This window comes from Pseudomonas viridiflava (assembly GCF_900184295.1).
Taxonomy (GTDB): domain Bacteria; phylum Pseudomonadota; class Gammaproteobacteria; order Pseudomonadales; family Pseudomonadaceae; genus Aquipseudomonas; species Aquipseudomonas viridiflava.
Genome location: NZ_LT855380.1, coordinates 4,982,887 through 5,008,672, shown reverse-complemented (window position 1 = coordinate 5,008,672; position 25,786 = coordinate 4,982,887). Strand labels below are relative to the sequence as shown.

20 protein-coding genes, 2 tRNA genes and 1 pseudogene are annotated in these 25,786 nt (G+C 57.8%); 18 read left to right on the top strand and 5 right to left on the bottom strand.

Translation table 11 applies throughout. The annotated features are described in order from the left end of the window. Positions 1–14 precede the first annotated feature (14 nt). Both carB and greA read left to right on the top strand, forming a co-directional pair. Complete coding sequence (carB, locus tag CFBP1590_RS22530; RefSeq protein WP_025996621.1) at positions 15–3,236, top strand: carbamoyl-phosphate synthase large subunit; 3,222 nt, start codon at positions 15–17, stop codon at positions 3,234–3,236. Next, positions 3,233–3,709: a transcription elongation factor GreA gene (greA, locus tag CFBP1590_RS22525; protein ID WP_004879992.1), complete on the top strand. Its 477-nt coding sequence runs from the start codon at positions 3,233–3,235 to the stop codon at positions 3,707–3,709. Before carB ends, greA begins: the two co-directional genes overlap by 4 nt. A 143-nt stretch (positions 3,710–3,852) precedes the next feature. Here the strand turns inward: greA and CFBP1590_RS22520 are convergent, their stop codons facing one another. Then, positions 3,853–4,161: a YhbY family RNA-binding protein gene (locus CFBP1590_RS22520; RefSeq protein WP_088235950.1), complete on the bottom strand. Its 309-nt coding sequence runs from the start codon at positions 4,159–4,161 to the stop codon at positions 3,853–3,855. A gap of 104 nt (positions 4,162–4,265) precedes the next feature. Between CFBP1590_RS22520 and rlmE the strand changes: the two genes are divergently transcribed. From rlmE to CFBP1590_RS22435, 16 genes are all read left to right on the top strand, one after another. Further along, positions 4,266–4,916, top strand: coding sequence for a 23S rRNA (uridine(2552)-2'-O)-methyltransferase RlmE (rlmE, locus tag CFBP1590_RS22515; RefSeq protein ID WP_004879989.1), 651 nt, complete (start codon positions 4,266–4,268; stop codon positions 4,914–4,916). A gap of 193 nt (positions 4,917–5,109) precedes the next feature. Beyond that, positions 5,110–7,014: an ATP-dependent zinc metalloprotease FtsH gene (gene ftsH / locus CFBP1590_RS22510; protein ID WP_004879987.1), complete on the top strand. Its 1,905-nt coding sequence runs from the start codon at positions 5,110–5,112 to the stop codon at positions 7,012–7,014. 8 nt (positions 7,015–7,022) lie between these two features. After that, positions 7,023–7,874 (top strand): dihydropteroate synthase, encoded by an 852-nt coding sequence (folP, locus tag CFBP1590_RS22505; protein WP_088235949.1) that lies wholly within the window; start codon positions 7,023–7,025, stop codon positions 7,872–7,874. Positions 7,875–7,890: 16 nt separating this feature from the next. Next, a complete protein-coding gene (glmM, locus tag CFBP1590_RS22500; protein WP_029244467.1) occupies positions 7,891–9,234 on the top strand; it encodes a phosphoglucosamine mutase in 1,344 nt (447 codons plus the stop codon). Positions 9,235–9,300: 66 nt separating this feature from the next. After that, entirely contained in the window at positions 9,301–10,056 is a 756-nt protein-coding gene (gene tpiA / locus CFBP1590_RS22495) for a triose-phosphate isomerase (RefSeq protein WP_069143061.1), read from the top strand. Positions 10,057–10,060: 4 nt separating this feature from the next. Then, the gene (gene secG, locus CFBP1590_RS22490) at positions 10,061–10,441 is read left to right on the top strand and encodes a preprotein translocase subunit SecG (protein ID WP_004879981.1); all 381 of its coding nucleotides are present in this window, start codon (positions 10,061–10,063) and stop codon (positions 10,439–10,441) included. Between the two features lie 45 nt (positions 10,442–10,486). Further along, positions 10,487–10,572 (top strand) — tRNA-Leu (locus CFBP1590_RS22485). A gap of 96 nt (positions 10,573–10,668) precedes the next feature. Continuing rightward, positions 10,669–10,745 (top strand) — tRNA-Met (locus CFBP1590_RS22480). Positions 10,746–10,875: 130 nt separating this feature from the next. After that, positions 10,876–11,334, top strand: coding sequence for a ribosome maturation factor RimP (gene rimP / locus CFBP1590_RS22475; protein ID WP_004879978.1), 459 nt, complete (start codon positions 10,876–10,878; stop codon positions 11,332–11,334). 59 nt (positions 11,335–11,393) lie between these two features. Further along, positions 11,394–12,875: a transcription termination factor NusA gene (gene nusA / locus CFBP1590_RS22470; RefSeq protein WP_004879977.1), complete on the top strand. Its 1,482-nt coding sequence runs from the start codon at positions 11,394–11,396 to the stop codon at positions 12,873–12,875. A 27-nt stretch (positions 12,876–12,902) separates the two neighbouring features. Beyond that, entirely contained in the window at positions 12,903–15,437 is a 2,535-nt protein-coding gene (gene infB, locus CFBP1590_RS22465; protein ID WP_029244469.1) for a translation initiation factor IF-2, read from the top strand. Between the two features lie 159 nt (positions 15,438–15,596). Beyond that, positions 15,597–16,013 (top strand): 30S ribosome-binding factor RbfA, encoded by a 417-nt coding sequence (gene rbfA, locus CFBP1590_RS22460; protein WP_004879974.1) that lies wholly within the window; start codon positions 15,597–15,599, stop codon positions 16,011–16,013. Between the two features lie 3 nt (positions 16,014–16,016). Further along, positions 16,017–16,934, top strand: a complete 918-nt coding sequence (truB, locus tag CFBP1590_RS22455) for a tRNA pseudouridine(55) synthase TruB (protein ID WP_088235948.1) — start codon at positions 16,017–16,019, stop codon at positions 16,932–16,934. A 159-nt stretch (positions 16,935–17,093) separates the two neighbouring features. Next, positions 17,094–17,363, top strand: coding sequence for a 30S ribosomal protein S15 (gene rpsO / locus CFBP1590_RS22450; protein ID WP_002555121.1), 270 nt, complete (start codon positions 17,094–17,096; stop codon positions 17,361–17,363). Positions 17,364–17,538: 175 nt separating this feature from the next. Further along, positions 17,539–19,644 carry a polyribonucleotide nucleotidyltransferase gene (gene pnp, locus CFBP1590_RS22440; protein ID WP_088235947.1) on the top strand — a complete coding sequence of 702 codons (2,106 nt, stop codon included), beginning with the start codon at positions 17,539–17,541 and terminating at the stop codon, positions 19,642–19,644. A gap of 286 nt (positions 19,645–19,930) precedes the next feature. Then, positions 19,931–20,284 (top strand): BON domain-containing protein, encoded by a 354-nt coding sequence (locus tag CFBP1590_RS22435; RefSeq protein WP_004879967.1) that lies wholly within the window; start codon positions 19,931–19,933, stop codon positions 20,282–20,284. 138 nt (positions 20,285–20,422) lie between these two features. On the opposite strand, the gene CFBP1590_RS22430 is transcribed toward CFBP1590_RS22435, so the two are convergent. From CFBP1590_RS22430 to CFBP1590_RS22415, 4 genes and pseudogenes are all read right to left on the bottom strand, one after another. Further along, positions 20,423–20,701, bottom strand: a complete 279-nt coding sequence (locus CFBP1590_RS22430) for a DUF2845 domain-containing protein (RefSeq protein ID WP_088236454.1) — start codon at positions 20,699–20,701, stop codon at positions 20,423–20,425. A gap of 50 nt (positions 20,702–20,751) precedes the next feature. Next, entirely contained in the window at positions 20,752–23,730 is a 2,979-nt protein-coding gene (locus tag CFBP1590_RS22425; protein WP_088235946.1) for a DUF748 domain-containing protein, read from the bottom strand. 108 nt (positions 23,731–23,838) lie between these two features. Continuing rightward, positions 23,839–24,855: a class I SAM-dependent rRNA methyltransferase gene (locus tag CFBP1590_RS22420; RefSeq protein ID WP_088235945.1), complete on the bottom strand. Its 1,017-nt coding sequence runs from the start codon at positions 24,853–24,855 to the stop codon at positions 23,839–23,841. 463 nt (positions 24,856–25,318) lie between these two features. Further along, positions 25,319–25,777 (bottom strand): annotated as a pseudogene (locus tag CFBP1590_RS22415) (REP-associated tyrosine transposase). Positions 25,778–25,786 lie beyond the last annotated feature (9 nt).

Genomic DNA, 25,786 nt, shown 5'->3' with positions numbered 1-25,786 from the left:
TTGAGTGACAACCCATGCCAAAACGTACAGATATTAAAAGCATCCTGATTCTCGGCGCCGGCCCCATCGTGATCGGCCAGGCCTGTGAATTCGACTACTCCGGCGCCCAGGCCTGCAAGGCTCTGCGCGAAGAGGGTTACCGCGTCATCCTGGTGAACTCCAACCCGGCCACCATCATGACCGACCCGGCCATGGCTGACGCCACCTACATCGAGCCAATCAAGTGGCAGACCGTTGCCAAGATCATCGAGAAAGAGCGTCCGGACGCACTGCTGCCAACCATGGGCGGCCAGACTGCACTGAACTGTGCGCTGGATCTGGAGCGCGAAGGCGTTCTGGAGAAATTCGGCGTCGAAATGATCGGTGCCAACGCTGACACCATCGACAAGGCTGAAGACCGTTCGCGTTTCGACAAGGCGATGAAATCCATCGGTCTTGACTGCCCGCGTTCCGGCATCGCCCACTCGATGGAAGAAGCCAATGCTGTTCTTGAGCGCCTCGGCTTCCCTTGCATCATCCGTCCGTCCTTCACCATGGGCGGCACCGGTGGCGGTATCGCTTACAATCGTGAAGAGTTCGAAGAAATCTGCGCCCGTGGTCTGGACCTCTCGCCAACCAAGGAACTGCTGATCGACGAATCGCTGATCGGCTGGAAAGAGTACGAAATGGAAGTTGTCCGCGACAAAAAGGACAACTGCATCATCGTCTGCTCCATCGAAAACTTCGACCCGATGGGCGTGCACACCGGTGACTCGATCACTGTTGCGCCAGCACAGACCCTGACCGACAAGGAATACCAGATCCTGCGTAACGCCTCCCTGGCGGTGCTGCGCGAGATCGGCGTTGAAACCGGTGGCTCCAACGTCCAGTTTGGTATCTGCCCGGATACCGGTCGCATGGTCGTGATCGAGATGAACCCGCGTGTTTCGCGTTCCTCGGCACTGGCTTCCAAGGCGACCGGTTTCCCGATTGCCAGAATCGCGGCCAAGCTGGCTGTCGGCTACACGCTGGACGAGCTGTCCAACGACATCACTGGCGGCAAGACCCCGGCGTCGTTCGAGCCGTCCATCGACTACGTCGTCACCAAGCTGCCGCGCTTTGCGTTCGAGAAGTTTGCCAAGGCCGATGCTCGCCTGACCACCCAGATGAAATCAGTGGGTGAAGTCATGGCCATCGGTCGTACCTTCCAGGAATCCCTGCAGAAAGCCCTGCGTGGTCTGGAAGTGGGCGTCTGCGGTCTTGATCCGAAGCTTGATCTGAGCCATCCGGAAAGCATGAGCACGCTCAAGCGTGAGCTGACCGTTCCGGGTGCCGAGCGTATCTGGTACGTCGCTGACGCCTTTCGCGCCGGCATGAGTGTCGAAGATATCTTCGCCATGAACATGATTGACCCTTGGTTCCTGGTCCAGATCGAAGATCTGATCAAGGACGAAGAAAAGGTCAAGACACTGGGTCTGTCGGCCATCGACCGCGACCTGATGTTCCGCCTCAAGCGCAAGGGCTTCTCCGATGCCCGTCTGGCCAAGCTGCTGGGCGTGACCGAGAAGAACCTGCGTACACATCGCCACAAGCTCGAAGTGTTCCCGGTCTACAAGCGCGTCGACACCTGCGCAGCCGAGTTCGCGACCGACACCGCGTACCTGTACTCGACGTACGAAGAAGAGTGCGAAGCCAACCCTTCGACGCGCGACAAGATCATGATTCTGGGCGGCGGTCCAAACCGTATCGGCCAGGGCATCGAGTTCGACTACTGCTGCGTACACGCCGCTCTGGCGCTGCGTGACGACGGGTACGAGACCATCATGGTCAACTGCAACCCGGAAACCGTTTCCACCGATTACGACACGTCCGATCGTCTGTACTTCGAGCCGGTCACGCTGGAAGACGTACTGGAAATCGTGCGCGTCGAGAAGCCGAAGGGTGTGATCGTCCAGTACGGTGGCCAGACGCCGCTGAAACTGGCTCGTGCTCTGGAGGCCGCAGGCGTGCCGATCATCGGCACCAGCCCTGACGCCATCGACCGTGCAGAAGACCGTGAGCGCTTCCAGCAGATGGTCGAGCGTCTGAATCTGCGTCAGCCGCCAAACGCAACTGTGCGCAGCGAAGACGAAGCGATTCGTGCTGCCGCCAAGATTGGTTACCCGCTGGTCGTGCGTCCATCCTATGTACTGGGTGGTCGTGCGATGGAGATCGTTTACCAGGAAGACGAACTCAAGCGTTACTTGCGTGAAGCGGTTCAGGTCTCCAACGACAGTCCGGTGCTGCTGGACCACTTCCTGAACTGCGCCATCGAAATGGACGTCGATGCTGTCTGCGATGGCACCGACGTTGTGATCGGCGCGATCATGCAGCACATCGAACAGGCGGGCGTTCACTCCGGTGACTCCGCGTGCTCGCTGCCGCCTTACTCGCTGCCGGCTCACATCCAGGACGAGATGCGCGAACAGGTCAAGAAGATGGCGCTGGAACTGGGCGTTGTCGGCCTGATGAACGTGCAGTTGGCCTTGCAGGGCGAAGACATCTACGTCATTGAAGTCAACCCGCGTGCATCGCGTACCGTGCCGTTCGTGTCCAAGTGCATCGGTGTTTCCCTGGCCATGATCGCTGCGCGCGTGATGGCAGGCAAAACCCTGAAAGAGCTGAACTTCACCAAGGAAATCATTCCGAATTTCTACAGTGTGAAAGAAGCGGTGTTCCCGTTCGCCAAGTTCCCGGGTGTTGACCCGATCCTCGGCCCGGAGATGAAGTCGACCGGTGAAGTGATGGGCGTGGGCGACACCTTTGGTGAAGCGTTCGCCAAGGCTCAGATGGGCGCCAGCGAAGTGCTGCCGACCGGTGGCACCGCATTCATCAGCGTTCGTGACGATGACAAGCCTTTGGTGGCGGGTGTCGCGCGTGACCTGATCAGTCTTGGCTTCCAGATCGTTGCGACGGCGGGTACCGCCAAGCTGATCGAAGCAGCGGGCTTGAAGGTTCGCCGCGTCAACAAGGTCACCGAAGGTCGTCCGCACGTGGTCGACATGATCAAGAATGACGAAGTCACCCTGATCATCAACACCACCGAAGGCCGTCAGTCGATCGCGGACTCCTATTCCATTCGTCGCAACGCCTTGCAGCACAAGATTTACTGCACCACTACTATTGCAGCAGGCGAAGCCATCTGCGAAGCGCTCAAGTTCGGTCCAGAGAAGACTGTACGTCGCTTGCAGGATCTCCATGCAGGATTGAAGGCATGATCAAATACCCAATGACTGTTCAGGGCGCTCGCGCCCTGGAAGAAGAATTGACGCATCTGACCAAGGTGGTCCGTCCCAAGCTGAGCCAGGACATCGGCACGGCGCGGGAGCTGGGCGACCTGAAGGAAAATGCTGAATACCATGCTGCGCGCGAGCAGCAGGGCATGGTCGAGGCGCGTATCCGTGACATCGAAGGCCGTATGCAGAATGCCGTGGTGATCGACGTCACCACCATTCCTCACACCGGCAAGGTGATTTTCGGCACGACCGTGGAAATCGCCAACGTTGAAACGGACGAGAGCGTCACGTATCAGATCGTCGGTGAGGATGAGGCGGACATCAAGAAGGGCAAGATTTCGGTGGGTTCGCCCATCGCCCGCGCCTTGATCGCCAAGGAAGAGGGCGACGTCGTTGTCGTGAAAACGCCCAGCGGCGTGATCGAGTACGAAATCGTCGAGGTTCGTCACATCTAAGGCTCGGTGCCCGCTTATGGCGGGCGCAACCTGTCAGCCTTCAGGGTTCTGGCCTTGAAGGTTCTGGCGGTAGTCTGTTCGATAGATTGGTGCGAGAGAATCAGGAGCAGGGCGCGCTGAAAGCGGCCCTGGCTTCTGTTTTTTTAGTGCGCGCGGTGGACGTTGGACAACAGCTTGTTTACCTTTGGGTTCTTGCGATAGATCAACGCCATTTTGCCGATGACCTGAACCAGGTCGGCCGAGCCGACTTTGCAGATTTCTGCAATGGCCTGCAGGCGGCTCTCGCGGTCGAGGATGTTGAGCTTGATCTTGATCAGCTCATGATCGCTCAGTGCGCGTTCAAGCTCTGCCAGCACACCTTCAGTCAAACCATTGTCAGCCACGATCAATACCGGTTTCAGGTGGTGGCCAATGGATTTGTATTGTTTCTTCTGCTCTTGAGTGAGCGGCATAATCTGACCTCTGCGTCTGATCTTGTAAAAAGCGGCGGCCAGTTTACCCGAGCGAGTCCGGGACCGCCCAGTTAATCACGACTCGTTTATTTTTGAGGTGCCCCGTGGCCCGTTCCAAGACAAGCCATAACTGGCTCAAAGAACACTTCGACGACAAGTACGTCAAAATGGCGCAGAAGGACGGCTACCGTTCGCGTGCCAGTTACAAGCTTCTCGAGATCCAGGAAAAGGACAAGATCATCCGTCCCGGCATGACCGTGATCGACCTCGGCGCAGCGCCTGGAGGCTGGTCGCAGGTGACCAGTCGTCTGATTGGCGGTCAAGGCCGCCTGATCGCTTCCGACATCCTTGAAATGGACAGCATCCCCGATGTGACCTTCATTCAGGGCGATTTCACCGAAGATGCTGTGCTCGCACAAATTCTGGAGGCAGTCGGTAATACACAGGTAGACCTTGTGATTTCCGATATGGCCCCCAATATGAGTGGATTGAGCGCTGTCGACATGCCGCGTGCAATGTTTCTTTGCGAACTGGCGCTTGATCTGGCCGGGCGGGTTCTGCGTCCGGGTGGCGATTTCCTCATCAAGGTCTTTCAGGGTGAGGGTTTCGATGTGTACCACAAGGACATTCGCAAGCTGTTCGACAAGGTACAGATGCGCAAACCCTTGTCCTCACGCGACCGTTCCCGCGAGCAGTACCTGCTGGGGCGTGGCTTCAAAGGCATCGAAGGCGCTGCCAGCGATGAGCGTCTCTGACACAGAGCGATAGCTTTTTTTAAATAGCGTTGTCGATGCAGCATGTTCGAACATCGCGTAGTCAAAGTTTCACAAAGGGTTACAGACGTCGCCTGCCACATCTGTAGGTTCTGTAGTAAGTTAGGCCGGTGAATATCATGCGAGGCACGCTTGCTGCGTGGAGCTTGCTTCAGAGGGTAGCTAATTGAACGATATGGCAAAGAATTTGATCCTGTGGTTGATCATCGCTGCTGTCCTTGTGACGGTGATGAACAACTTCTCCAGCCCGAACGAGCCGCAGACCCTCAATTATTCCGAGTTCATCCAGCAAGTGAAGGATGGCAAGGTTGAGAAGGTTTCCGTCGACGGCTACGTCATCACTGGCAAGCGCAGCGATGGCGATACCTTCAAGACCATTCGTCCGGCTATCCAGGACAACGGTCTGATCGGCGATCTGGTCGACAACAACGTGGTTGTTGAAGGCAAGCAGCCTGAGCAGCAGAGCATCTGGACACAGTTGCTGGTCGCCAGCTTCCCGATTCTGGTGATCATCGCGGTCTTCATGTTCTTCATGCGCCAGATGCAGGGCGGAGCCGGCGGTAAAGGCGGCCCGATGAGCTTTGGCAAGAGCAAGGCGCGTCTGCTGTCTGAAGATCAGGTCAAGACCACGCTGGCTGACGTTGCAGGTTGTGACGAGGCCAAGGAAGAAGTCGGCGAGCTCGTTGAGTTCCTCCGCGATCCGGGCAAGTTCCAGCGTCTGGGTGGTCGAATTCCCCGCGGCGTGCTGATGGTCGGTCCTCCGGGTACTGGTAAGACGCTGATCGCCAAAGCCATCGCTGGCGAAGCGAAAGTGCCGTTCTTCACCATTTCCGGTTCCGACTTCGTTGAGATGTTCGTGGGTGTGGGTGCGAGCCGCGTTCGTGACATGTTCGAACAGGCCAAGAAACACGCGCCATGCATCATCTTCATTGACGAAATCGACGCTGTCGGTCGCCATCGTGGCGCTGGCATGGGCGGTGGTCATGACGAGCGCGAGCAGACTCTCAACCAGTTGCTGGTTGAGATGGACGGTTTCGAAATGAATGACGGCATCATCGTCATTGCTGCAACCAACCGCCCTGACGTGCTTGACCCTGCGCTGCTGCGTCCGGGCCGTTTCGACCGTCAGGTCGTGGTCGGTCTGCCGGACATTCGTGGTCGCGAACAGATTCTCAAGGTTCACATGCGCAAGGTTCCGATGGGCGAGGATGTGAATCCTGGCGTCATCGCTCGCGGTACACCTGGCTTCTCGGGTGCCGACCTGGCCAATCTGGTCAACGAGGCTTCACTCTTTGCTGCTCGCTCCGGCAAGCGCATCGTCGAGATGAAAGAGTTCGAACTGGCCAAGGACAAGATCATGATGGGCGCCGAGCGCAAATCGATGGTCATGTCCGAGAAGGAAAAGCAGAACACGGCCTACCACGAAGCGGGTCACGCTATCGTTGGTCGTCTGGTGCCTGAGCATGACCCGGTTTACAAGGTGTCGATCATCCCGCGCGGTCGTGCGCTGGGCGTGACCATGTTCCTGCCGGAAGAAGATCGTTACAGCCTGTCGAAGCGTGCGCTGATCAGTCAGATCTGCTCGCTGTACGGCGGCCGTATTGCTGAAGAGATGACGCTTGGCTTTGATGGCGTCACGACTGGCGCTTCCAACGACATTATGCGTGCGAGTCAGATTGCGCGGAACATGGTGACCAAGTGGGGTCTGTCGGAAAAACTGGGTCCTCTGATGTATTCCGAGGATGAAGACGCCGGTTATCTGGGTCGTGGCGGCAGTCAGAACTCCAACTTCTCCGGAGAGACGGCCAAGCTGATCGACTCCGAGGTTCGCAGCATCATCGACCTCTGCTACGGCACCGCAAAGCAGCTGCTTACGGACAACCGTGACAAGCTCGATGCCATGGCAGACGCGCTGATGAAGTATGAAACCATCGATGCCGATCAGATCGACGACATCATGTCGGGTCGTCCGCCGCGCGAGCCGCGGGATTGGGAAGGCGGTTCGGGTACCAAAGGTACGCCGATCACCCCTGATCCACGCCCGGAAACACCGATCGGTGGCCCGGCTGCTGAACATTAAGGTCTGACATGACTTCTGCGCTGTACCCGACCCGGTTGCCTTGCGGCAACCGGGTTCTTGATTTGGCCCATACGCATGTGATGGGCATTCTCAATGCAACCCCTGACTCTTTTTCGGACGGCGGCCGCTACAGCCAGCTCGATGCGGCCTTGCGTCATGCGCAAGAGATGGTTGCTGCGGGCGCTACGCTGATTGATGTGGGTGGCGAATCCACGCGTCCAGGTGCTCGTCCTGTTTCGCCCGCCGAGGAGGTCGATCGTGTCGCGCCGGTTGTCGAGCGCATTGCTCGAGAGCTGGACGTCATCATCTCCGTCGATACGTCGACCCCTGAGGTTATCGTAGAGTCCGCCAGACTGGGCGCCGGGCTTATCAACGATGTCCGCTCGTTGCGGCGTCCAGGTGCGCTGGAGGCGGCTGCCGCGACCGGTCTGCCGGTCTGTCTCATGCATATGCTGGGCGAGCCGGGCGACATGCAGGATAATCCGCATTATCAGGACCTCGTCGGCGAAGTGAGTGCCTTCCTGGCTGATCGCATGGAGCGATGCGAGGCGGCAGGCATCCCCAAAGACCGTATCATTCTTGATCCCGGTTTCGGCTTTGCGAAAACGCTGGAGCACAATCTCAGCCTGTTCAGGCACATGGAGGCGCTGCATGCTCTGGGTCGCCCCCTGCTGGTCGGCGTATCACGCAAAAGCATGATCGGCGCGGTTCTGGGTCGTCCTGTGGGCGAGCGACTGATAGGTGGGTTGGCGTTGGCCGCACTGGCCATGACCAAAGGTGCAAGAATCTTGCGTGTGCACGATGTCGCCGAAACGGCCGACGTGGTGCGCATGATTGCAGCTGTCGAAGCAGCTGAATAACAACAGTGGGGCATCCATGACTACCAGAAAATATTTCGGAACCGACGGCATTCGCGGTCGTGTTGGCCAGTTCCCGATCACTCCCGATTTCATGCTCAAGCTGGGCTGGGCGGCGGGCATGGCTTTCCGCAAGCTGGGTACCTGCCGGATCCTGGTCGGTAAGGACACGCGCATCTCGGGCTATATGTTCGAGTCGGCACTCGAGGCCGGTTTGTCCGCTGCCGGTGCCGATGTGATGCTGCTGGGTCCGATGCCCACGCCGGCCATTGCCTACCTGACGCGCACCTTCCACGCTGAGGCTGGCATCGTGATCAGCGCTTCGCACAATCCTCATTACGACAACGGCATCAAGTTCTTTTCCGGGCAGGGCACGAAACTGCCGGACGAGATCGAAATGATGATCGAGGAACTGCTCGACGCGCCAATGACCGTTGCCGAGTCCGAGAACCTGGGCAAGGTCTCCCGCATCAACGACGCCGCTGGCCGGTACATCGAGTTCTGCAAGAGCAGTGTTCCTACCAGTACCGACTTCGCTGGATTGAAAGTTGTTATCGATTGCGCACACGGTGCGACGTACAAGGTCGCGCCCAACGTGTTTCGTGAGCTGGGCGCACAGGTTATCGTGCTGTCGGCTCAGCCTGACGGTCTCAACATCAACAAGGACTGTGGCTCTACCCATATGGAGGCGCTACAGGCTGCCGTGCTGGCCGAGAAGGCTGACATGGGTATCGGCTTCGACGGTGATGGCGATCGGGTCCTGATGGTCGATCACACGGGCACCATCGTCGACGGTGACGAACTGCTGTACATCATCGCTCGCGATCTGCACGAGCGGGGTCGCTTGCAGGGCGGAGTGGTCGGGACGCTGATGAGTAATCTGGGTCTTGAGCTGGCCCTGGCTGAGCAGAATATTCCGTTCGTGCGCGCCAATGTCGGTGACCGTTATGTCATCGCCGAGCTGCTTGAGCGTAACTGGCAGGTCGGTGGTGAGAACTCCGGGCATATCGTCTGCTTCCAGCATGCCACCACGGGCGATGCGATCATCGCCGCACTGCAGGTGATTCTGGCATTGCGTCGCAGTGACATCAGCCTCGCGGAAGCGCGTCTGAGGCTGCGCAAGTGCCCACAGATCCTGATCAATGTTCGTTTTGGTGGAGACGGTGTCGACCCCGTTTCGCATCCGTCCGTTCAGGAGGCCTGTGCGCGGGTGACCGAGCAGATGGCGGGGCGTGGCAGGGTTCTGCTGCGCAAGTCCGGCACCGAGCCATTGGTCCGTGTCATGGTCGAAGGTGAAGACGAATCCCAGGTCAGGGCCCATGCTGAAGAGCTGGCAAAACTGGTTGCTGAAGTTTGCGCCTGATTTCGGCTTGCCAGTGCTCTAAGTGTTGGGTAACATCTGCGCCCACTTTGACCCACGAGGTGTAGCATGCGTCGCCCAATGGTAGCTGGTAACTGGAAAATGCACGGTACCCGCGCCAGCGTCGCTGAGCTGATCAAGGGTCTTGCCCTGCAATCGATGCCGGGCAACGTTGATGTTGCTGTGATGCCTTCGAGTCTGTTCATCGGTCAGGTGATTCAGGCGCTTGAAGCGACGTCGATCATTGTCGGCGCTCAGGATGCAGCGATACAGGCTGCGCAGGGCGCACTGACAGGCGAAGTTGCATCGAGTCAGTTGGCTGATGCGGGTTGCAAGCTGGTGTTGGTAGGGCACTCCGAGCGTCGTCAGTTGATTGGCGAGCAGGACGATGTGCTTAATCGCAAGTTTGCAGCCATCCAGGCAGAAGGTCTTACGCCGGTGCTTTGCATTGGTGAAACCCTGGAAGAGCGTCAGGCGGGCCAGACACTTGAAGTGGTCGGTCGCCAGCTGGACAGCGTCATTGCCGAGTTTGGTGTTGAAGCGTTCGTGAATGCGGTTATCGCGTACGAGCCGGTCTGGGCCATTGGCACCGGATTGACTGCTTCGCCTGAAGAGGCGCAGGAAGTTCACGCAGCCATTCGCGCCAGGCTGGCGGAAAAGAATGCCGAAGTCGCACAAGGCGTGCGACTTCTTTATGGCGGCAGCGTTAAGTCGACCAATGCGGTCGAGTTATTCAGCATGCCGGATATCGATGGGGGGCTCATTGGTGGTGCCTCCCTGAATGCAGATGAGTTCGGTGCGATCTGTCGCGCCGCGGGAAACTGAAAAAATGCTGGAAACAGTCGTAGTCGTTTTTCATCTGTTGGGCGCTCTGGGCGTTGTTGCTCTGGTATTGCTGCAGCAGGGTAAAGGTGCGGACGCAGGTGCGTCTTTCGGAGCAGGTGCATCAAATACTGTCTTCGGAGGGCAAGGAACCTCTACCTTTCTGAGTAAGTTTACTGCTATACTTGCGGCATGTTTTTTCATAACCAGCTTGGGGTTAGGTTACTTTGCTAAAGAGAAAGCTCAACAGCTGACTCAAGTAGGGTTGCCAGATCCAGCGGTATTGGAAGTGAAGCAAAAGCCGGCGGCAGATGATGTGCCGGTGCTCGAAGGGCAAAAGCCAGCTGTTGTTCCAGCTGACGTACCTCAGGCTCCAGAGCAGAAGTAAAAGAATTCAGGCGATGTTTTTGAGGTCGCCAAAAAGAGTTGTAATGCCGAGGTGGTGGAATTGGTAGACACGCAACCTTGAGGTGGTTGTGCCCATAGGGTGTAGGGGTTCGAGTCCCCTTCTCGGTACCAATTGAACAGGAGAGCCCGCACTAGCGGGCTTTCTTGTAGGTGGATGTTCGATTGACCCATAGATGGATCGGTCGTATACTTCCGCCCCAGCTTTGTCGCGGGGTGGAGCAGCTTGGTAGCTCGTCGGGCTCATAACCCGAAGGTCGTTGGTTCAAATCCAGCCCCCGCAACCAGTTTTAGCGGAGCCCCTTTTCAGGGGCTTTTTGTTAGCTGGACAGTACATGACGTCGATGTTCAGCGGCGTTCTCATGGATGGGCTTTTGCCCATTTTTTTATTTTTAAAGCATGCACGAGGGGGTTCAGGTGTCGAGCAAGCTAGAACAGTTGCAGGCCTTGTTGGCCCCGGTGGTCGAGGCTCTTGGCTATCAATGCTGGGGAATAGAGTTTCTTTCCCAGGGCCGACATTCACTGCTGCGCATTTATATCGACAAGGAAGGTGGTGTTCTGGTGGAGGACTGCGAAATCGTCAGTCGCCAGATCAGTGGTGTTTTGGACGTAGAAGATCCAATCGCTGCCGAATACACGCTTGAGGTGTCTTCTCCCGGCATGGACCGCCCACTGTTCACTCTTGAACAGTTTGCTTTGCACGCTGGGGAACAAGTGAAAATAAAGCTGCGCTCGCCCTTCGATGGCCGACGCAACTTTCAAGGCCTTCTCCGCGGGGTGGAGGAGCAGGACGTCGTGGTGCATGTAGAAGACCACGAATACCTGTTGCCGATCGACTTGATCGACAAGGCCAACATTATTCCCACGTTTGACTGAGACGTGCCAGATACTGCGGATCCCGCGGATCCAATGGCTTGCGAAAGGCGAGGCGTACGATGAGCAAAGAAGTACTGCTGGTTGTTGAGTCGGTGTCCAATGAAAAGGGCGTTCCGGCAGGTGTAATTTTCGAAGCACTGGAGCTGGCGCTTGCCACTGCTACCAAGAAGCGTTTTGAAGATGAAGTTGAACTGCGTGTGGAGATCAACCGTCACACGGGTAACTACGAGACTTTCCGTCGCTGGACAGTGGTCGAAGACGAAGATCTGGACGATCCGGCCTACGAGTTGGCTGTTGATCAGGCCCAGGCCAAAAAGCCGGGCGCCGTTGCCGGCGATCTGATCGAAGAGAAAATCGACTCCATCGAGTTCGGCCGTATTGCCGCGCAGACCGCCAAGCAAGTCATTGTGCAGAAGGTTCGTGAGGCTGAGCGTGCTCAGGTTGTCGACGCCTACCGCGAGCGTCTGGGCGAAATCATTTCCGGTACTGTCAAAAAGGTTACGCGTGACAATGTCATCGTTGACCTTGGCAACAATGCCGAAGCACTGCTGGCTCGTGAAGACATCATTTCCCGGGAGACTTTCCGGGTGGGTGTTCGCGTTCGAGCGCTGCTCAAGGAAATCCGCACCGAAAACCGCGGCCCTCAGTTGATCCTGTCGCGTACTGCGCCAGAGATGCTGATCGAGCTTTTCCGTATCGAAGTACCGGAAATTGCCGAAGGTCTGATCGAGGTGATGGCTGCCTCCCGTGACCCGGGTTCGCGTGCGAAAATCGCTGTTCGCTCCAAGGACAAACGAATCGATCCGCAAGGCGCCTGCATCGGCATGCGTGGTTCGCGAGTTCAGGCCGTTTCCGGTGAGTTGGGTGGCGAGCGTGTGGATATCGTGCTTTGGGACGATAACCCGGCACAGTTCGTGATCAATGCAATGTCCCCTGCTGAAGTAGCGGCAATCATCGTAGATGAAGATGCGCATGCAATGGACATCGCGGTTGGCGCGGACAACCTGGCCCAGGCGATTGGTCGTGGCGGTCAGAACGTGCGTCTGGCAAGTCAGTTGACTGGCTGGACCCTGAACGTAATGACCGAATCGGACATCCAGGCCAAGCAGCAAGCTGAAACCGGTGACATCCTGCGCAATTTCATCGAAGAGCTGGAAGTCGATGAAGAACTGGCACAGGTTCTGGTTGATGAAGGCTTTACCAGCCTGGAAGAGATTGCCTACGTACCGTTGGAAGAAATGCTCAACATCGACGGCTTTGACGAAGACATCGTCAACGAGCTTCGCGCTCGTGCCAAGGATCGTTTGTTGACTAAAGCCATCGCTACTGAGGAAAAGCTGGCAGACGCCCATCCGGCCGAAGACCTGCTCTCGCTTGAGGGTATGGACAAGGATTTGGCGATGGAACTGGCGGTGCGCGGCGTAGTTACCCGCGAAGACCTGGCCGAGCAGTCTATAGATGACCTGCTCGACATCGACGGCATTGACGATGATCGTGCCGGCAAGTTGATCATGGCCGCCCGAGCCCATTGGTTCGAGTAAGTAGGCGCGGCCTGAGGAGAGAAGTGCATGACGCAAGTCACGGTGAAAGAACTGGCCAAAGTGGTCGACACACCGGTAGAGCGCCTGTTACAGCAGATGCGTGAGGCAGGTCTGCCGCACACCGCCGCCGAGCAAGTTGTGACCGATAACGAAAAACAAGCCCTGTTGACGCATTTGAAAAGCGGTCACAAGGCCAAGGTGGAAGAGCCGCGCAAGATCACTTTGCAGCGCAAGACCACCAGCACCCTGCGCGTTGCTGGCAGCAAGAGCATCAGCGTTGAAGTGCGCAAGAAGAAAGTCTTCGTACAGCGCAGCCCGGAAGAAATCGAAGCCGAGCGCAAGCGTGAGATGGACGAGCGCCGTGCGGTAGAAAATGCCGCACGTCAAAAGGCTGAAGAAGAAGCCAAGCGTCGCGAAGAAGACGCGCCGCGCCAGCCTGCTGCTTCACAGACTGCGGAGCAACCTGCACCCGCAGCTGCCCAGCCTGTTGCCGCTGCCGAGCCTGCGCGTGAAGCGTCGGCGGCTCCTGCTCCGGCACATCCGAACGCAACGCCGACTGTTGAAGTCCGCAAGCGTGACGACCAGCGTCGCCCGGACAAGCCGCGCGCCGATGATCGCAATGCCCGTGGTGGCGATGGCGACCGCAAGAACGCGCCTCATCGCGCTTCGGTCAAAGAGAAGGCTCCGGCTCCACGCGTTGCCCCTCGCACTACCGACGAAGAAAGCGATGGTTTCCGTCGTGGTGGTCGTGGCAAGTCCAAGCTGAAGAAGCGCAATGCGCACGGTTTCCAGAGCCCTACCGGCCCTGTGGTTCGTGACGTTGCCATCGGCGAGACCATCACTGTCGGCGAATTGTCCGCGCAGATGTCGGTCAAGGCTGCTGAAGTCATCAAGTTCATGTTCAAGATGGGCACTCCAGTGACCATCAACCAGGTGCTGGATCAGGAAACTGCCCAGTTGATCGCCGAAGAGCTGGGCCACAAGGTCACGCTGGTCAGCGACAACGCCCTGGAAGATTCCCTGGCTGAATCGCTGAAGTTCGAAGGCGAGACGTTCTCCCGTGCACCTGTCGTGACCGTAATGGGCCACGTTGACCACGGTAAGACTTCCCTGCTCGACTACATTCGTCGTGCCAAGGTCGCTGCTGGCGAAGCCGGTGGTATCACTCAGCACATCGGTGCCTACCACGTTGAAACCGAACGCGGCATGGTCACCTTCCTCGACACCCCGGGCCACGCTGCGTTTACCGCAATGCGTGCCCGTGGTGCCAAGGCGACGGACATCGTGATCCTGGTGGTTGCGGCGGACGACGGCGTGATGCCACAGACCATCGAAGCGGTTCAGCATGCTGTTGCTGCTGGCGTGCCTCTGGTGGTTGCCGTGAACAAGATCGACAAGCCGGGCGCAGATCTTGATCGCATCCGTAGCGAGTTGTCGGTTCATGGCGTGACATCCGAAGAGTGGGGCGGTGATACGCCGTTCGTATCGGTCTCCGCGAAGATGGGTACCGGCGTTGACGAACTGCTCGAAGCCGTTCTGCTGCAGGCCGAAGTTCTGGAACTCAAGGCAACGCCGTCGGCTCCTGGCCGTGGTGTGGTTGTCGAGTCCCGTCTGGACAAGGGCCGTGGCCCGGTTGCGACGGTTCTGGTTCAGGACGGTACGCTGCGTCAGGGCGACATGGTTCTGGTCGGTTCGAACTTCGGTCGTATCCGCGCCATGCTCGACGAGAACGGCAAGCCGGTCAAAGAAGCAGGTCCTTCGATTCCGGTCGAAATCCTGGGTCTTGATGGCACGCCGGACGCTGGCGACGAGATGTCTGTACTGGCTGACGAGAAGAAAGCCCGTGAAGTCGCTCTGTTCCGCCAAGGCAAGTTCCGCGAGGTCAAACTGGCTCGCGCTCATGCCGGCAAGCTCGAAAACATCTTCGAGAACATGGGTCAGGAAGAGAAGAAGACGCTCAACATCGTCCTCAAATCCGACGTCCGCGGTTCTCTGGAAGCATTGCAGGGCGCCCTCGGCGGCCTGGGTAACGATGAAGTGCAAGTGCGCGTAGTCGGTGGCGGTGTCGGTGGTATCACCGAGAGCGACGCCAACCTGGCACTGGCCTCCAACGCTGTACTGTTCGGCTTCAACGTGCGTGCCGATGCCGGCGCTCGCAAGATCGTCGAACAGGAAGGTCTGGACATGCGTTACTACAACGTGATCTACGACATCATCGAAGACGTCAAGAAGGCCCTCACCGGCATGCTTGGCAGCGACGTCCGGGAGAACATCCTGGGTATCGCCGAAGTCCGCGATGTGTTCCGTTCGCCGAAATTCGGCGCGATCGCGGGTTGTATGGTGCTGGAAGGCGTTGTTCACCGTAACCGTCCAATCCGCGTACTGCGTGAAGACATCGTTATCTTTGAAGGCGAGCTGGAATCCCTGCGCCGCTTCAAGGACGACGCTGCCGAAGTGCGTGCCGGCATGGAATGCGGTATCGGCGTCAAGAGCTACAACGACGTCAAGGTCGGTGACAAGATCGAAGTCTTCGAGAAGGTCCAAGTGGCTCGCAGCCTCTAAATCGCGAGCTTCAGGAGCCATGGTGAAACATCGCATGCAAATGCCGCTGTCTTCATCATGGGCTCTCAACGCAACGCCCGGTCTGGCATTTGTCAGGCCGGGCGTTTGCCGCTTTCAGACTGTCAGGGTTTGGTCCCGGATCAGTAACAGGTAACAAACATGGCAAAAGAATATAGCCGCACCCAACGTATTGGCGATCAGATGCAGCGCGAGCTGGCTCAGCTGATCCGTCGCGAAATCAAGGACCCTCGTGTGGGTCTGGTCACCATCACCGCTGTCGATGTCAGCCGCGACGTGGGTCATGCCAAGATTTTCATGACCGTCATGGGCCAGGACAGCGCTGAGGAAATCGCGCAGAGCATCAAGGTGCTCAACTCTGCCGCAGGCTTCCTGCGCATGCAGCTGGCGCGTGAAATGAAGCTGCGCAGCGTGCCGCAGTTGCACTTCCACTACGACGAAAGCGTCGTGCGTGGCGCCCACCTCTCGGCATTGATCGAGCGGGCCGTGGCCGAAGACGGGCAGCACCAGGAAGGTTCTGCGCCACAAGGCGTCAAGCCTGAAAGTACCGAGGAGTAAAGGGTGGCTCAGGTCAAGCGTATACGCCGCAACGTCAGCGGGATCATCCTGCTCGACAAGCCGCTGGGTTTTACCTCCAACGCGGCCTTGCAGAAGGTTCGCTGGTTGCTCAATGCCGAGAAGGCTGGCCATACCGGCAGCCTCGATCCGCTGGCAACGGGTGTATTGCCCTTGTGCTTCGGTGAAGCCACCAAGTTTTCGCAATACCTGCTCGATTCGGACAAGTCCTACGAAACCATGATGCAACTCGGCAAGACCACGACCACGGGCGACTCCGAAGGCGATGTTCTGCTGACGCGTCCCGTGACCGTTGGTCGTGACGATATCGACGCCGCATTGCCCGCTTTTCGTGGGCAAATCAGCCAGATACCGCCGATGTACTCCGCCCTCAAGCGGGACGGACAGCCTCTTTACAAGCTGGCACGTGCAGGGGAAGTAGTGGAGCGCGAGCCCCGTTCTGTTACTATTGCGCGCTTGGAATTGCTTGCCTGCGAAGGCGACACGGCACGTCTGTCGGTCGATTGCAGCAAAGGCACCTATATCCGGACCCTGGTCGAGGATATCGGTGAGCAGCTCGGTTGTGGTGCCTACGTCGCAGAACTGCGTCGTACCCAGGCCGGACCGTTCAGTCTGGCCCAGACGGTCACGCTGGAAGAGCTTGAGCAGGTGCATGCCGACGGTGGCAATGAAGCGGTTGACCGCTTTCTGATGCCTTCGGACAGTGGCCTGCTGGACTGGCCGCTGCTGAAGTTTTCGGAGCACAGTTCGTTCTACTGGTTGCATGGTCAGCCAGTGAGAGCACCGGACGCGCCAAAGTTCGGCATGGTGCGGGTGCAGGATCATGAAGGTCGCTTCATCGGTATCGGTGAAGTCAGTGAAGACGGGCGTATTGCGCCGCGTCGATTGATTCGGTCAGAGTGACCGGAACCCGTCCATCGTCAGGCTAGCCTGCAGATGGGAGGGAACGAGGATGGCTGTCAACAGGCACGGTCAAGCCTCTTTTTTTAATACGAGGATCTGTCCTCGGCCTGTTGGAAACGTTTCTTCGGAAGCGGTTCCTTGAATAAAAGGATTGCCCACATGGCACTCAGCGTTGAAGAAAAAGCTCAGATCGTAACCGACTACCAGCAAGCTGTTGGTGACACGGGTTCGCCAGAAGTGCAAGTTGCACTGCTGACCGCCAACATCAACAAACTGCAAGGCCACTTCAAGGCCAACGGTAAGGACCACCACTCGCGTCGTGGTCTGATCCGTATGGTAAACCAGCGCCGCAAGCTGCTGGATTACCTGAAAGGTAAGGACGTTAGCCGTTACAGCGCCCTGATCGGTCGTCTGGGTCTGCGTCGCTAATAACGACGTTGCTAGAGGTTGGTTGTCTGTCGCGAATCATCGGGTTTACCCGGTGGTTCGGGCAGGCTCCCAGCCTCAAGTTTTATCTGGACTGTGGAAGGGGCCGATTCCCCACGCTGCCCAAGAATTCGCAAGAAACCAGTTCCCCAAGAGCCACAAAGAAAGGTAGGAAACCGTGAACCCGGTAATCAAGAAGTTTCAGTTCGGTCAATCGACCGTAACCCTCGAGACAGGCCGTATCGCCCGTCAGGCCTCCGGCGCAGTATTGGTCACCGTTGACGACGACGTCAGCGTGTTGGTGACTGTTGTCGGCGCCAAGCAAGCCGACGCCAGCAAAGGCTTCTTCCCCCTGTCTGTGCACTATCAGGAAAAGACCTACGCTGCCGGCAAAATTCCTGGCGGTTTCTTCAAGCGTGAAGGCCGTCCTTCCGAGAAAGAAACCCTCACCTCGCGTCTGATCGATCGCCCGATCCGCCCACTGTTCCCTGAAGGCTTCATGAACGAAGTGCAGGTTGTCTGCACCGTCGTTTCCACCAGCAAGAAAACCGATCCGGACATCGCTGCGATGATCGGTACTTCGGCTGCCCTCGCAATCTCCGGCATTCCGTTCGATGGCCCGGTCGGCGCTGCGCGCGTTGCTTTCCACGAGAGCACCGGCTACCTGCTGAACCCGACTTACGAGCAGCTTCAGGCGTCGAGCCTGGACATGGTTGTAGCCGGTACTTCCGAAGCCGTTCTGATGGTTGAATCGGAAGCCAAGGAACTGACCGAAGACCAGATGCTGGGCGCTGTTCTGTTCGCACACGACGAGTTCCAGGTTGTGATCAATGCCGTCAAGGAGCTGGCTGCCGAAGCCGCCAAGCCTACCTGGACCTGGCAGCCGAAGCCTGAAGCGACCGCACTGCTGGGCGCGATCCGTGCCGAATTCGGTGAAGCGATCTCCCAGGCTTACACCATCACCATCAAGGCCGACCGTTACGCGCGTCTGGGCGAGCTGCGTGAGCAGATCGTTGCCAAGCTGGCTGTCGAAGAAGGCAGCCCGTCTGCCAGCGAAGTCAAAGCCGCTTTCTGTGAAATCGAATACCGTACCGTTCGCGAGAACATCGTCAACGGCAAGCCGCGTATCGATGGCCGTGACACCCGCACCGTTCGTCCTCTGAACATCGAAGTCGGCGTTCTGCCGAAGACTCACGGTTCGGCACTGTTCACCCGTGGCGAAACCCAGGCACTGGTCGTTGCCACGCTGGGTACCGCGCGTGACGCACAGCTGCTCGACACCCTTGAAGGCGAGAAGAAAGACCCCTTCATGCTGCACTACAACTTCCCTCCGTTCTCGGTGGGCGAGTGTGGTCGCATGGGTGGCGCAGGCCGTCGCGAAATCGGTCACGGCCGTCTGGCACGCCGCAGCGTACAGGCCATGCTGCCGGGCGCTGATGTGTTCCCGTACACCATCCGTGTTGTATCGGAAATCACCGAGTCCAACGGCTCCAGCTCCATGGCTTCGGTCTGCGGTGCTTCCCTGGCACTGATGGACGCCGGCGTACCTATGAAGGCGCCGGTTGCTGGTATCGCCATGGGTCTGGTCAAGGAAGGCGAGAAGTTCGCTGTTCTGACCGACATCCTGGGTGACGAAGACCACCTGGGCGACATGGACTTCAAGGTAGCCGGTACCGCCAAAGGTGTCACCGCGCTGCAGATGGACATCAAGATCAAGGGCATCACCGAAGAGATCATGGAGATCGCCCTGGGCCAGGCCCTGGAAGCTCGCCTGAACATCCTCGGTCAGATGAACCAGATCATCGGTCAGTCGCGTACCGAACTGTCGGCCAACGCTCCGACCATGATCGCGATGAAGATCGACACCGACAAGATCCGTGACGTCATCGGTAAAGGCGGCGCGACCATCCGTGCAATCTGTGAAGAGACCAAGGCTTCGATCGATATCGAAGACGACGGCTCGATCAAGATCTTCGGTGAATCCAAGGAAGCGGCCGAGGCAGCTCGTCAGCGCGTTCTGGGTATCACTGCAGAAGCAGAAATCGGCAAGATCTATGTCGGCAAGGTTGAGCGCATCGTCGATTTCGGCGCATTCGTCAACATCCTGCCTGGCAAGGACGGTCTGGTTCACATCTCCATGCTGAGCGATGCTCGCGTCGAGAAAGTGACCGACATTCTGAAAGAAGGTCAGGAAGTTGAAGTACTGGTACTGGACGTGGACAACCGCGGCCGTATCAAACTGTCGATCAAGGACGTAGCCGCTGCGAAAGCATCCGGCGTCTGATTGATCAGGCTGCATTGAAAAAGGACCCTTCGGGGTCCTTTTTTTATCAGCGCAATTAAAGGCTTACAAGACCATGCTCCACGCAGCATGATTCAAACATGCATCTTGCATGCGTAAACGAGACGAAGCGGGCAATCTGCACGATTTCGTAAAATGGCTTAATTTTCAACTCATTGATTTTATTGGATTTATCAAGCTTTCGGAGATTGGCACACCCCTTGCGATATACCTGTTAACCCTGCCGCCACATGCTGGCGCAGATTTTGAGAAAAACAGGAGTTATCGTATGAAGAAGTTCGTTATCGCTGCTGCTACCGCTACTACCCTGACTCTGACCATGGCTGGCGCTGCTTTCGCACAGACCGCTGTTCAATCTCCAATGGTTCTGGCAGCTAACACCACCACTCAAGAAGTCAAAGAAGATACCTCTGACACCTGGATCACCACCAAAGTCAAAGCTGACCTGCTGACTGAAAAAGGCATCCCAGGTTCGGACATCAAGGTTGAGACCAACAAAGGCGTGGTTTCCCTGTCCTCGACAGTCGCTGTGACCGATAGCCAGAAGAAAATGGCTGTTGAAATCACCAAGAAAATCAAAGGCGTGAAAGACGTTTCTGCCGCTGGCCTGAAAGCTGAGTAATCAGCTTCTGCCCATGAGCATCCCAGTCATCTGACCGATGGAAAGTTCATGCGAGGCTACAAGGATGTAGCCATTACAGGCCCCGGCTCTTGAGTCGGGGCCTGTTCTATTGTGGGAAAGGAAAAGGTAATAAAGGAATCAGTTGCCGCGCTTGCTCTGGATTTCGGTCAGTCGGCCGCCCACAAAACGCAAGTACTGGTACATGCCATGGCTGGGGCCGTAGACCCATTCTTCAACAATGACTTCTTCGGTTTGACGATAGTAGTTCACAACCTCTTTGCTGCTCACGATCTGCTGGCTGACAGGCTCGCCGCATTTCTGCTGAACCTCGAAGGTTCTGTCCCCTGTACTGACCAACTGGCTGCCGCAACGCAAGGTCGAAGCCGCGTGAGCGTCGAGCGTGGTCGCCCCGGTCATCGCGACAAGGGCCATGTACAGCGAGAATCGAAGTGGCTTGTGCAAAATATTCACTCGCTATCCAGATGCAGTGGGCTGATGACACTGCCGTCCGCCTGCGCCTGACCCAGGCGGGCATCGACGAAGTAGACGCGCTCATCCTCGAGCTTTCCTTTGTCGACCAGGTAATCCTTGATGCTGCTGGCCCGGTTCTGTCCCAGCTCGCGTAACAGGACTTCATTGCCGCTCCAGAACTTGAGCATGGCAGCACGCATCTGGTTGGTGCGTTCTTCCTTGCCCAGATTTGCCCACTCGGCTGGTGGCTGCTGTTTCAGGCGCGCCCGGTAGATGCCTTCCAGCATGGGTGCCTTCTCGTCTTCCGGTACTTGGAGCATGCCTGCCCGGGCAGGCACCTTGTCGCCGCGACGCTGCAGGATCCTGTAGTAGGTGGCCTGATACTCACGCTCCAGCCGCTGCCGAGCGATCAGCGGGCCGTCGCTGCTGGCCGCGCTGGTGCCTTCGATCTCAAGCTTCAGGGTCGGACGCTCCTTGAGGGCGGCGGAGAGCTTGTCCAGCGCCTTTTGCGTGTCGGCGCTCAGGTCGCTTGAGCCGGGCGCAAAACTCACGTTACCGAGGTCCTCTGAGCTGCCACCGGAGACCAGACCGCCCAGCATCTTGAACGGCGCCTGAGCCGCGCGCAGCACCAGGTTGCGCAAGGTTTGCCAGACAATCGGCATCACGCTGAATTGCGGGTTGTTCAGATCACCCTCAATCGGCAGTTCAATGGAGATGCGGCCCTGAGTGTCCTTGAGCAGCGCGACCGCGAGACGGATCGGCAGATCGACCGCATCCGGGCTGTCCACTTTTTCGCCCAGTTGCAGTTGCTCCACCAGCACCTTGTTCTGCGCCTTCAACTGGCCGTTGGTGATCAGGTAGTGCAAGTCAAGATTGAGTCGACCCTTGCGAATCCTGAAGCCGGCGAACTTGCCCGAGTAGGGCGTCAGCGTTGTCAGTTCGACGCGTTTGAAGCTGGTCGCGATGTCCAGACTGGCCATCGGGTCGAACGGATTGAGACTGCCTTTGATCGTGACCGGCGCGTAGCGATCGACTTTGCCTTCAATGTTCACCGGAGCCGGTTTTGACTGGCGATTGTCGATGGTGCCAATGCGTCCGTTGAGCTGCTGCACGGCCGTGGAGAAGTTGGGCGTCAGCGTCAGGTCGGCAAAGTTGGCCGAGCCGTCCTTGATGTTCACTTCACCCACGTAAATCCCCAAAGGATTCTCTTTGGGAGCTTTGGGTGTGTTTCTGGCAGTGGTTTTCGACGTCGTCGCCGGTTTTTTATCTTCGGGCTGTGGAATCAGCAGGTCATCGACGTTGGTGGTGCGGTCGTCGTTGATCATGAAGCGCGCGTAAGGCTGCAGCATGTTGACCTTGGCAATCGACAGGCTGGTGCCATGCTGATAGTCCAGGCCCTCCAGATCAAGCTTCTCCCATTTGAGGAAATCGCGCTGCTTGAGGGTATCAAGCGTATGGAGCTGACTGACTTGTGCCTTGCCGGTCACGCTGAACGCCAGCGGTTCGGTGCTTTTCAGGTTGACGGCGAGATCACTGCCCAGCATGCCGCTGCGCATTTCAAGCTTGATGAACGGGCTGATGTAGGACTGCGCCAGTCGCAGATCGATGTCACGGGTAGTGACGTTCAACCGCGCCGTGATCGGGTTGAGATTGACCTCGCCAGCCGCCGTCAGATTGCCTTGCTTGCCCAGGCCGGTGTCGAGCTTGAGGGTGAAAGGCGACGTGTTGAGGCTGTCGAAGTTCTGCACATCCAGATTCAGCGGGCCTACATCCAGAAGTACAGGCTCTGTGGGCACGCGGTCTGCCAGATGGACCTGATAATTGCGAAGCTGAACATCGCGCAGCACCACCTGCCACGGTTTTGCGGGTTTGCCGGAGCTGGCGGTCGCCTTGGCCGATGCATCGGTGACCGGCGCAGGCTCTGCAGCTTTCTCATCGACCGGCGGTTTCTGCGGTGCAGCGGGTTTACCGGGCTTGCTGGCAAACAGTTTCTGCCAATCCAGTTGACCGTCCGCCTCACGGGCTGCCCAGGTCTCGAGGCCCTGGCTGCGGATCTTGCCGACATTGACGTGTTGCCGCGCCAGATCAACCGTGGTTTCGCTGACATCCAGACGCTTGAGACGCACCAGTGGGCGGCCGTCCGGTGCATTGAGCCCGAATGGCGCTACGCTGGCCGAGAGGTTGGTCAGCTTGAGTTCGGTTTCCTTGGACAGATCAAGTGTGTAAGCGGTGCTGAAATTCAGCACGCCGTCCTGAAGCGCCAGAGGCAGGGCGTCGCGAACGTAAGGCCACCAGAGTTTCATCTTGCCGTCAGTGACTTTCAGGGTGCCTTCAGAGGTGATCGGCACGATGCTGATGCGTCCCACCCAGTCGATCTGCCCGCCATCAGGGCCTGCCGCGACCAGCGTCATGTCGGCGTTGTCTTCGGGCAAGGTGCTGAGGTTCTTCAGCTCGAAGTTCAGCTTGTCGTAAAGAAACTCGATGGGTTCGCTGGGGCGCAGGTCGCGGAAATGCAGGTAACCGTCAGCCAGTTTTATTTCGTCAATACGCAGCGGAAACGGCTTGCCCGGTGGCTCGTCCTTGACGGGCTCACTGGCCGGGAATGTAAACAGTTGCGCCAGGTTCAGCTTGCCTTGCTTGTCGAACAGCAATTCGGTCTTTGGCTGGAGAAGCTCAACGCGTTGCAGGTGCAGGGCACGGGTCCAGAGGCTGTCGAGCTGAAGATTGGCGTAAAGCTTCTCGAAGGCAATCTGCTCCTGGCCGGGCGTGCCGATGTTCAGGCCCCACAGGGTCAGCTCGAGTGTGTAAGGGTTGAACTCCAGACGCTCGATTTTTGCGGGCGCCGTCGAATAATTCGCCAGTTGCTGATTGGCGATTCGCAAGGCGATCCCCGGAAGGATGAAAAACCCCAACAGGCTGTAGAGCACGATCACAGTCAGCAGGGAGCCAAACGTGATTTTCAATCCTCTGGACATGGGCTACGGCGTCTCGCTGTTTCGGAGGTGCTTGGAGTATGGCATGCCTGTTCGGTTCCCAAGCCACTGCCGACCTTGCTCGTAGGAAGTTTCTGGTATTCCGGCGACCTAGAGTTGCAGGATCAGAGTTTTCAGGGGCGGCTGATTATCCATGGACGGAAAATCCTCGGCAGGCTTCATCACCTGCCACTCGCGCACCGGACGACCTGCCTTGGTGGCACAGCGCAGCACCTGTTCGCGCCAGTCTTCCATGCTGACCTTCGCCAGGTTGTTGCAGCAGATCAGCACGCCGTCATCTGCGGTGCTCAACAGCGCAGGCTTGAGCAGGCTCTGATAGTCGCGCAGCAGGTCGACAGTGCCGAATGCACTCTTGGCCCAGGCAGGCGGATCCAGAAGCACCAGATCGTACTGGCGCGGCTGCAGCTTGATGTATTCAGGCAGTTTCTGGCTGCGTCGCGCCGAAACCGGAAGACCGGCCAGCTGGCGGATTGCCGGAAAGTAATCTGACTGGATGAACTGCATGGTCGGCAGTTGCGGATTCAGCGCGCCATTCTCGCGGCCGACGGCCAGATTGCCCTCGGCAAAATCCAGGTTGCACACCTCGCTCGCACCACCGGCCGCCGCGCTCAGGCCGACGCCGCAGGTGTAAGCGAACAGGTTGAGAACGCTCTTGCCTGCGCTGTGCTCTTTGACCCAGCCGCGCGTATTACGCAGGTCGAGAAACAGCAGCGGATCCTGCCCGGCATGGCGACCACGGACCCGATAATTCAAGCCCCACTCGTGACCGACCTGATCTTCAAGCGCGGCATCATCGGCCTTGTAGACGGCGTCCTGACGATCAATACGCGAATTGCCCTGCGAACGATCGTTGTAGACCAGCAAGGTTTCCAGCCCCAGATGACGGTTGACCTGTGCATGCAGCTCAAGCAGCGCTTCGCGATCAAGCCCTGTGTGAAAGCTCTGCACCAGCAGCTGCGGGCCATAACGGTCGATAGTCAGGCCGCTCGCACCCTCCTGGCTGCCATGGAACAGACGATAACAGTCGGTCCCTTGCTCATGAAGTTCGCCCAGCAGGCGCTGACGATTATCGAGGGCGACGCTGAGCGCCTGATTCAAGGAAGACATACAACGCGCCTCGGGCTGGATGGAATGAGGCGCGGGAGTTTACCAGTTACTGGCAGTCTGGAGATGCATCGCTGCAAACGACGCCTTCGCGGACAAGTCCGCATCCCACGTTGAGAACGCATTCCAAAGGTAGGAGTAGACTTGTCCACGAAGACGTCGGGGCAGACGCCGAGGATGCATCGTTTGAAATACCGCCTTCGCGGACAAGTCCGCATCCCACGTTGAGAATGCATTCCAAAGGTAGGAGTGGACTTGTCCACAAAGACGTCGTGGCAGACGCCGAGGATGCATCGCTTGAAATACCGCCTTCGCGGACAAGTCCGCATCCCACGTTGAGAATGCATTCCAAAGGTAGGAGTGGACTTGTCCACGAAGACGTCGGGGCAGACGCCGAGGATGCATCGCTTGAAATACTGCCTTCGCGGACAAGTCCGCATCCCACGTTGAAATGCACTAAATTCCGTTAAATCCAGATTGCATCCCATAACGGATAATCGCCCAGCTTGGTGACCAGACCAGCGCGCAATGGGTTTGCCACAACGTAACGCGCAATTCCAACGACGTCCTGCTCCTTGCGGATTGCTTTGTCGTGGTAGCCAGGCTGCCATAAAGGTGTCTGCTTAAGCCTTGATTTCCCCACTGCAATTGAACTTCGCGCCTATAATTGCTGCACCACTTGGGACAGATTTCTGTCTTGAAGCTCAAAAAGCCAGTGAAAGTGATCAGGCATTACAACCCAGGCCAATGTCTTTGCAAGTTTCTGTTCTTCGCAGCGTCTTAGTTCACATACGAACAGACGGACAATACCAAAATCCTTGAACACGGGTTCACGCTTTCTGACCACCGAGGTCACTAGATAAATCTGGCCAGCTTCCGAGTACCGCCCTTTGCGTAAGCGTCGCGATTCAGCACGAACAGGCATTCCGTTGCC

Coding starts and splice junctions, on each gene's coding strand:
- rbfA (WP_004879974.1), top strand. CDS start 15,597: ATGGCAAAAGAATATAGCCGCACCCAACGTATTGGCGATCAGATGCAG.
- ftsH (WP_004879987.1), top strand. CDS start 5,110: ATGGCAAAGAATTTGATCCTGTGGTTGATCATCGCTGCTGTCCTTGTG.
- rpsO (WP_002555121.1), top strand. CDS start 17,094: ATGGCACTCAGCGTTGAAGAAAAAGCTCAGATCGTAACCGACTACCAG.
- carB (WP_025996621.1), top strand. CDS start 15: ATGCCAAAACGTACAGATATTAAAAGCATCCTGATTCTCGGCGCCGGC.
- infB (WP_029244469.1), top strand. CDS start 12,903: ATGACGCAAGTCACGGTGAAAGAACTGGCCAAAGTGGTCGACACACCG.
- tpiA (WP_069143061.1), top strand. CDS start 9,301: ATGCGTCGCCCAATGGTAGCTGGTAACTGGAAAATGCACGGTACCCGC.
- glmM (WP_029244467.1), top strand. CDS start 7,891: ATGACTACCAGAAAATATTTCGGAACCGACGGCATTCGCGGTCGTGTT.
- secG (WP_004879981.1), top strand. CDS start 10,061: ATGCTGGAAACAGTCGTAGTCGTTTTTCATCTGTTGGGCGCTCTGGGC.
- CFBP1590_RS22435 (WP_004879967.1), top strand. CDS start 19,931: ATGAAGAAGTTCGTTATCGCTGCTGCTACCGCTACTACCCTGACTCTG.
- nusA (WP_004879977.1), top strand. CDS start 11,394: ATGAGCAAAGAAGTACTGCTGGTTGTTGAGTCGGTGTCCAATGAAAAG.
- CFBP1590_RS22420 (WP_088235945.1), bottom strand. CDS start 24,855: ATGTCTTCCTTGAATCAGGCGCTCAGCGTCGCCCTCGATAATCGTCAG.
- CFBP1590_RS22520 (WP_088235950.1), bottom strand. CDS start 4,161: ATGCCGCTCACTCAAGAGCAGAAGAAACAATACAAATCCATTGGCCAC.
- CFBP1590_RS22430 (WP_088236454.1), bottom strand. CDS start 20,701: ATGACCGGGGCGACCACGCTCGACGCTCACGCGGCTTCGACCTTGCGT.
- greA (WP_004879992.1), top strand. CDS start 3,233: ATGATCAAATACCCAATGACTGTTCAGGGCGCTCGCGCCCTGGAAGAA.
- folP (WP_088235949.1), top strand. CDS start 7,023: ATGACTTCTGCGCTGTACCCGACCCGGTTGCCTTGCGGCAACCGGGTT.
- CFBP1590_RS22425 (WP_088235946.1), bottom strand. CDS start 23,730: ATGTCCAGAGGATTGAAAATCACGTTTGGCTCCCTGCTGACTGTGATC.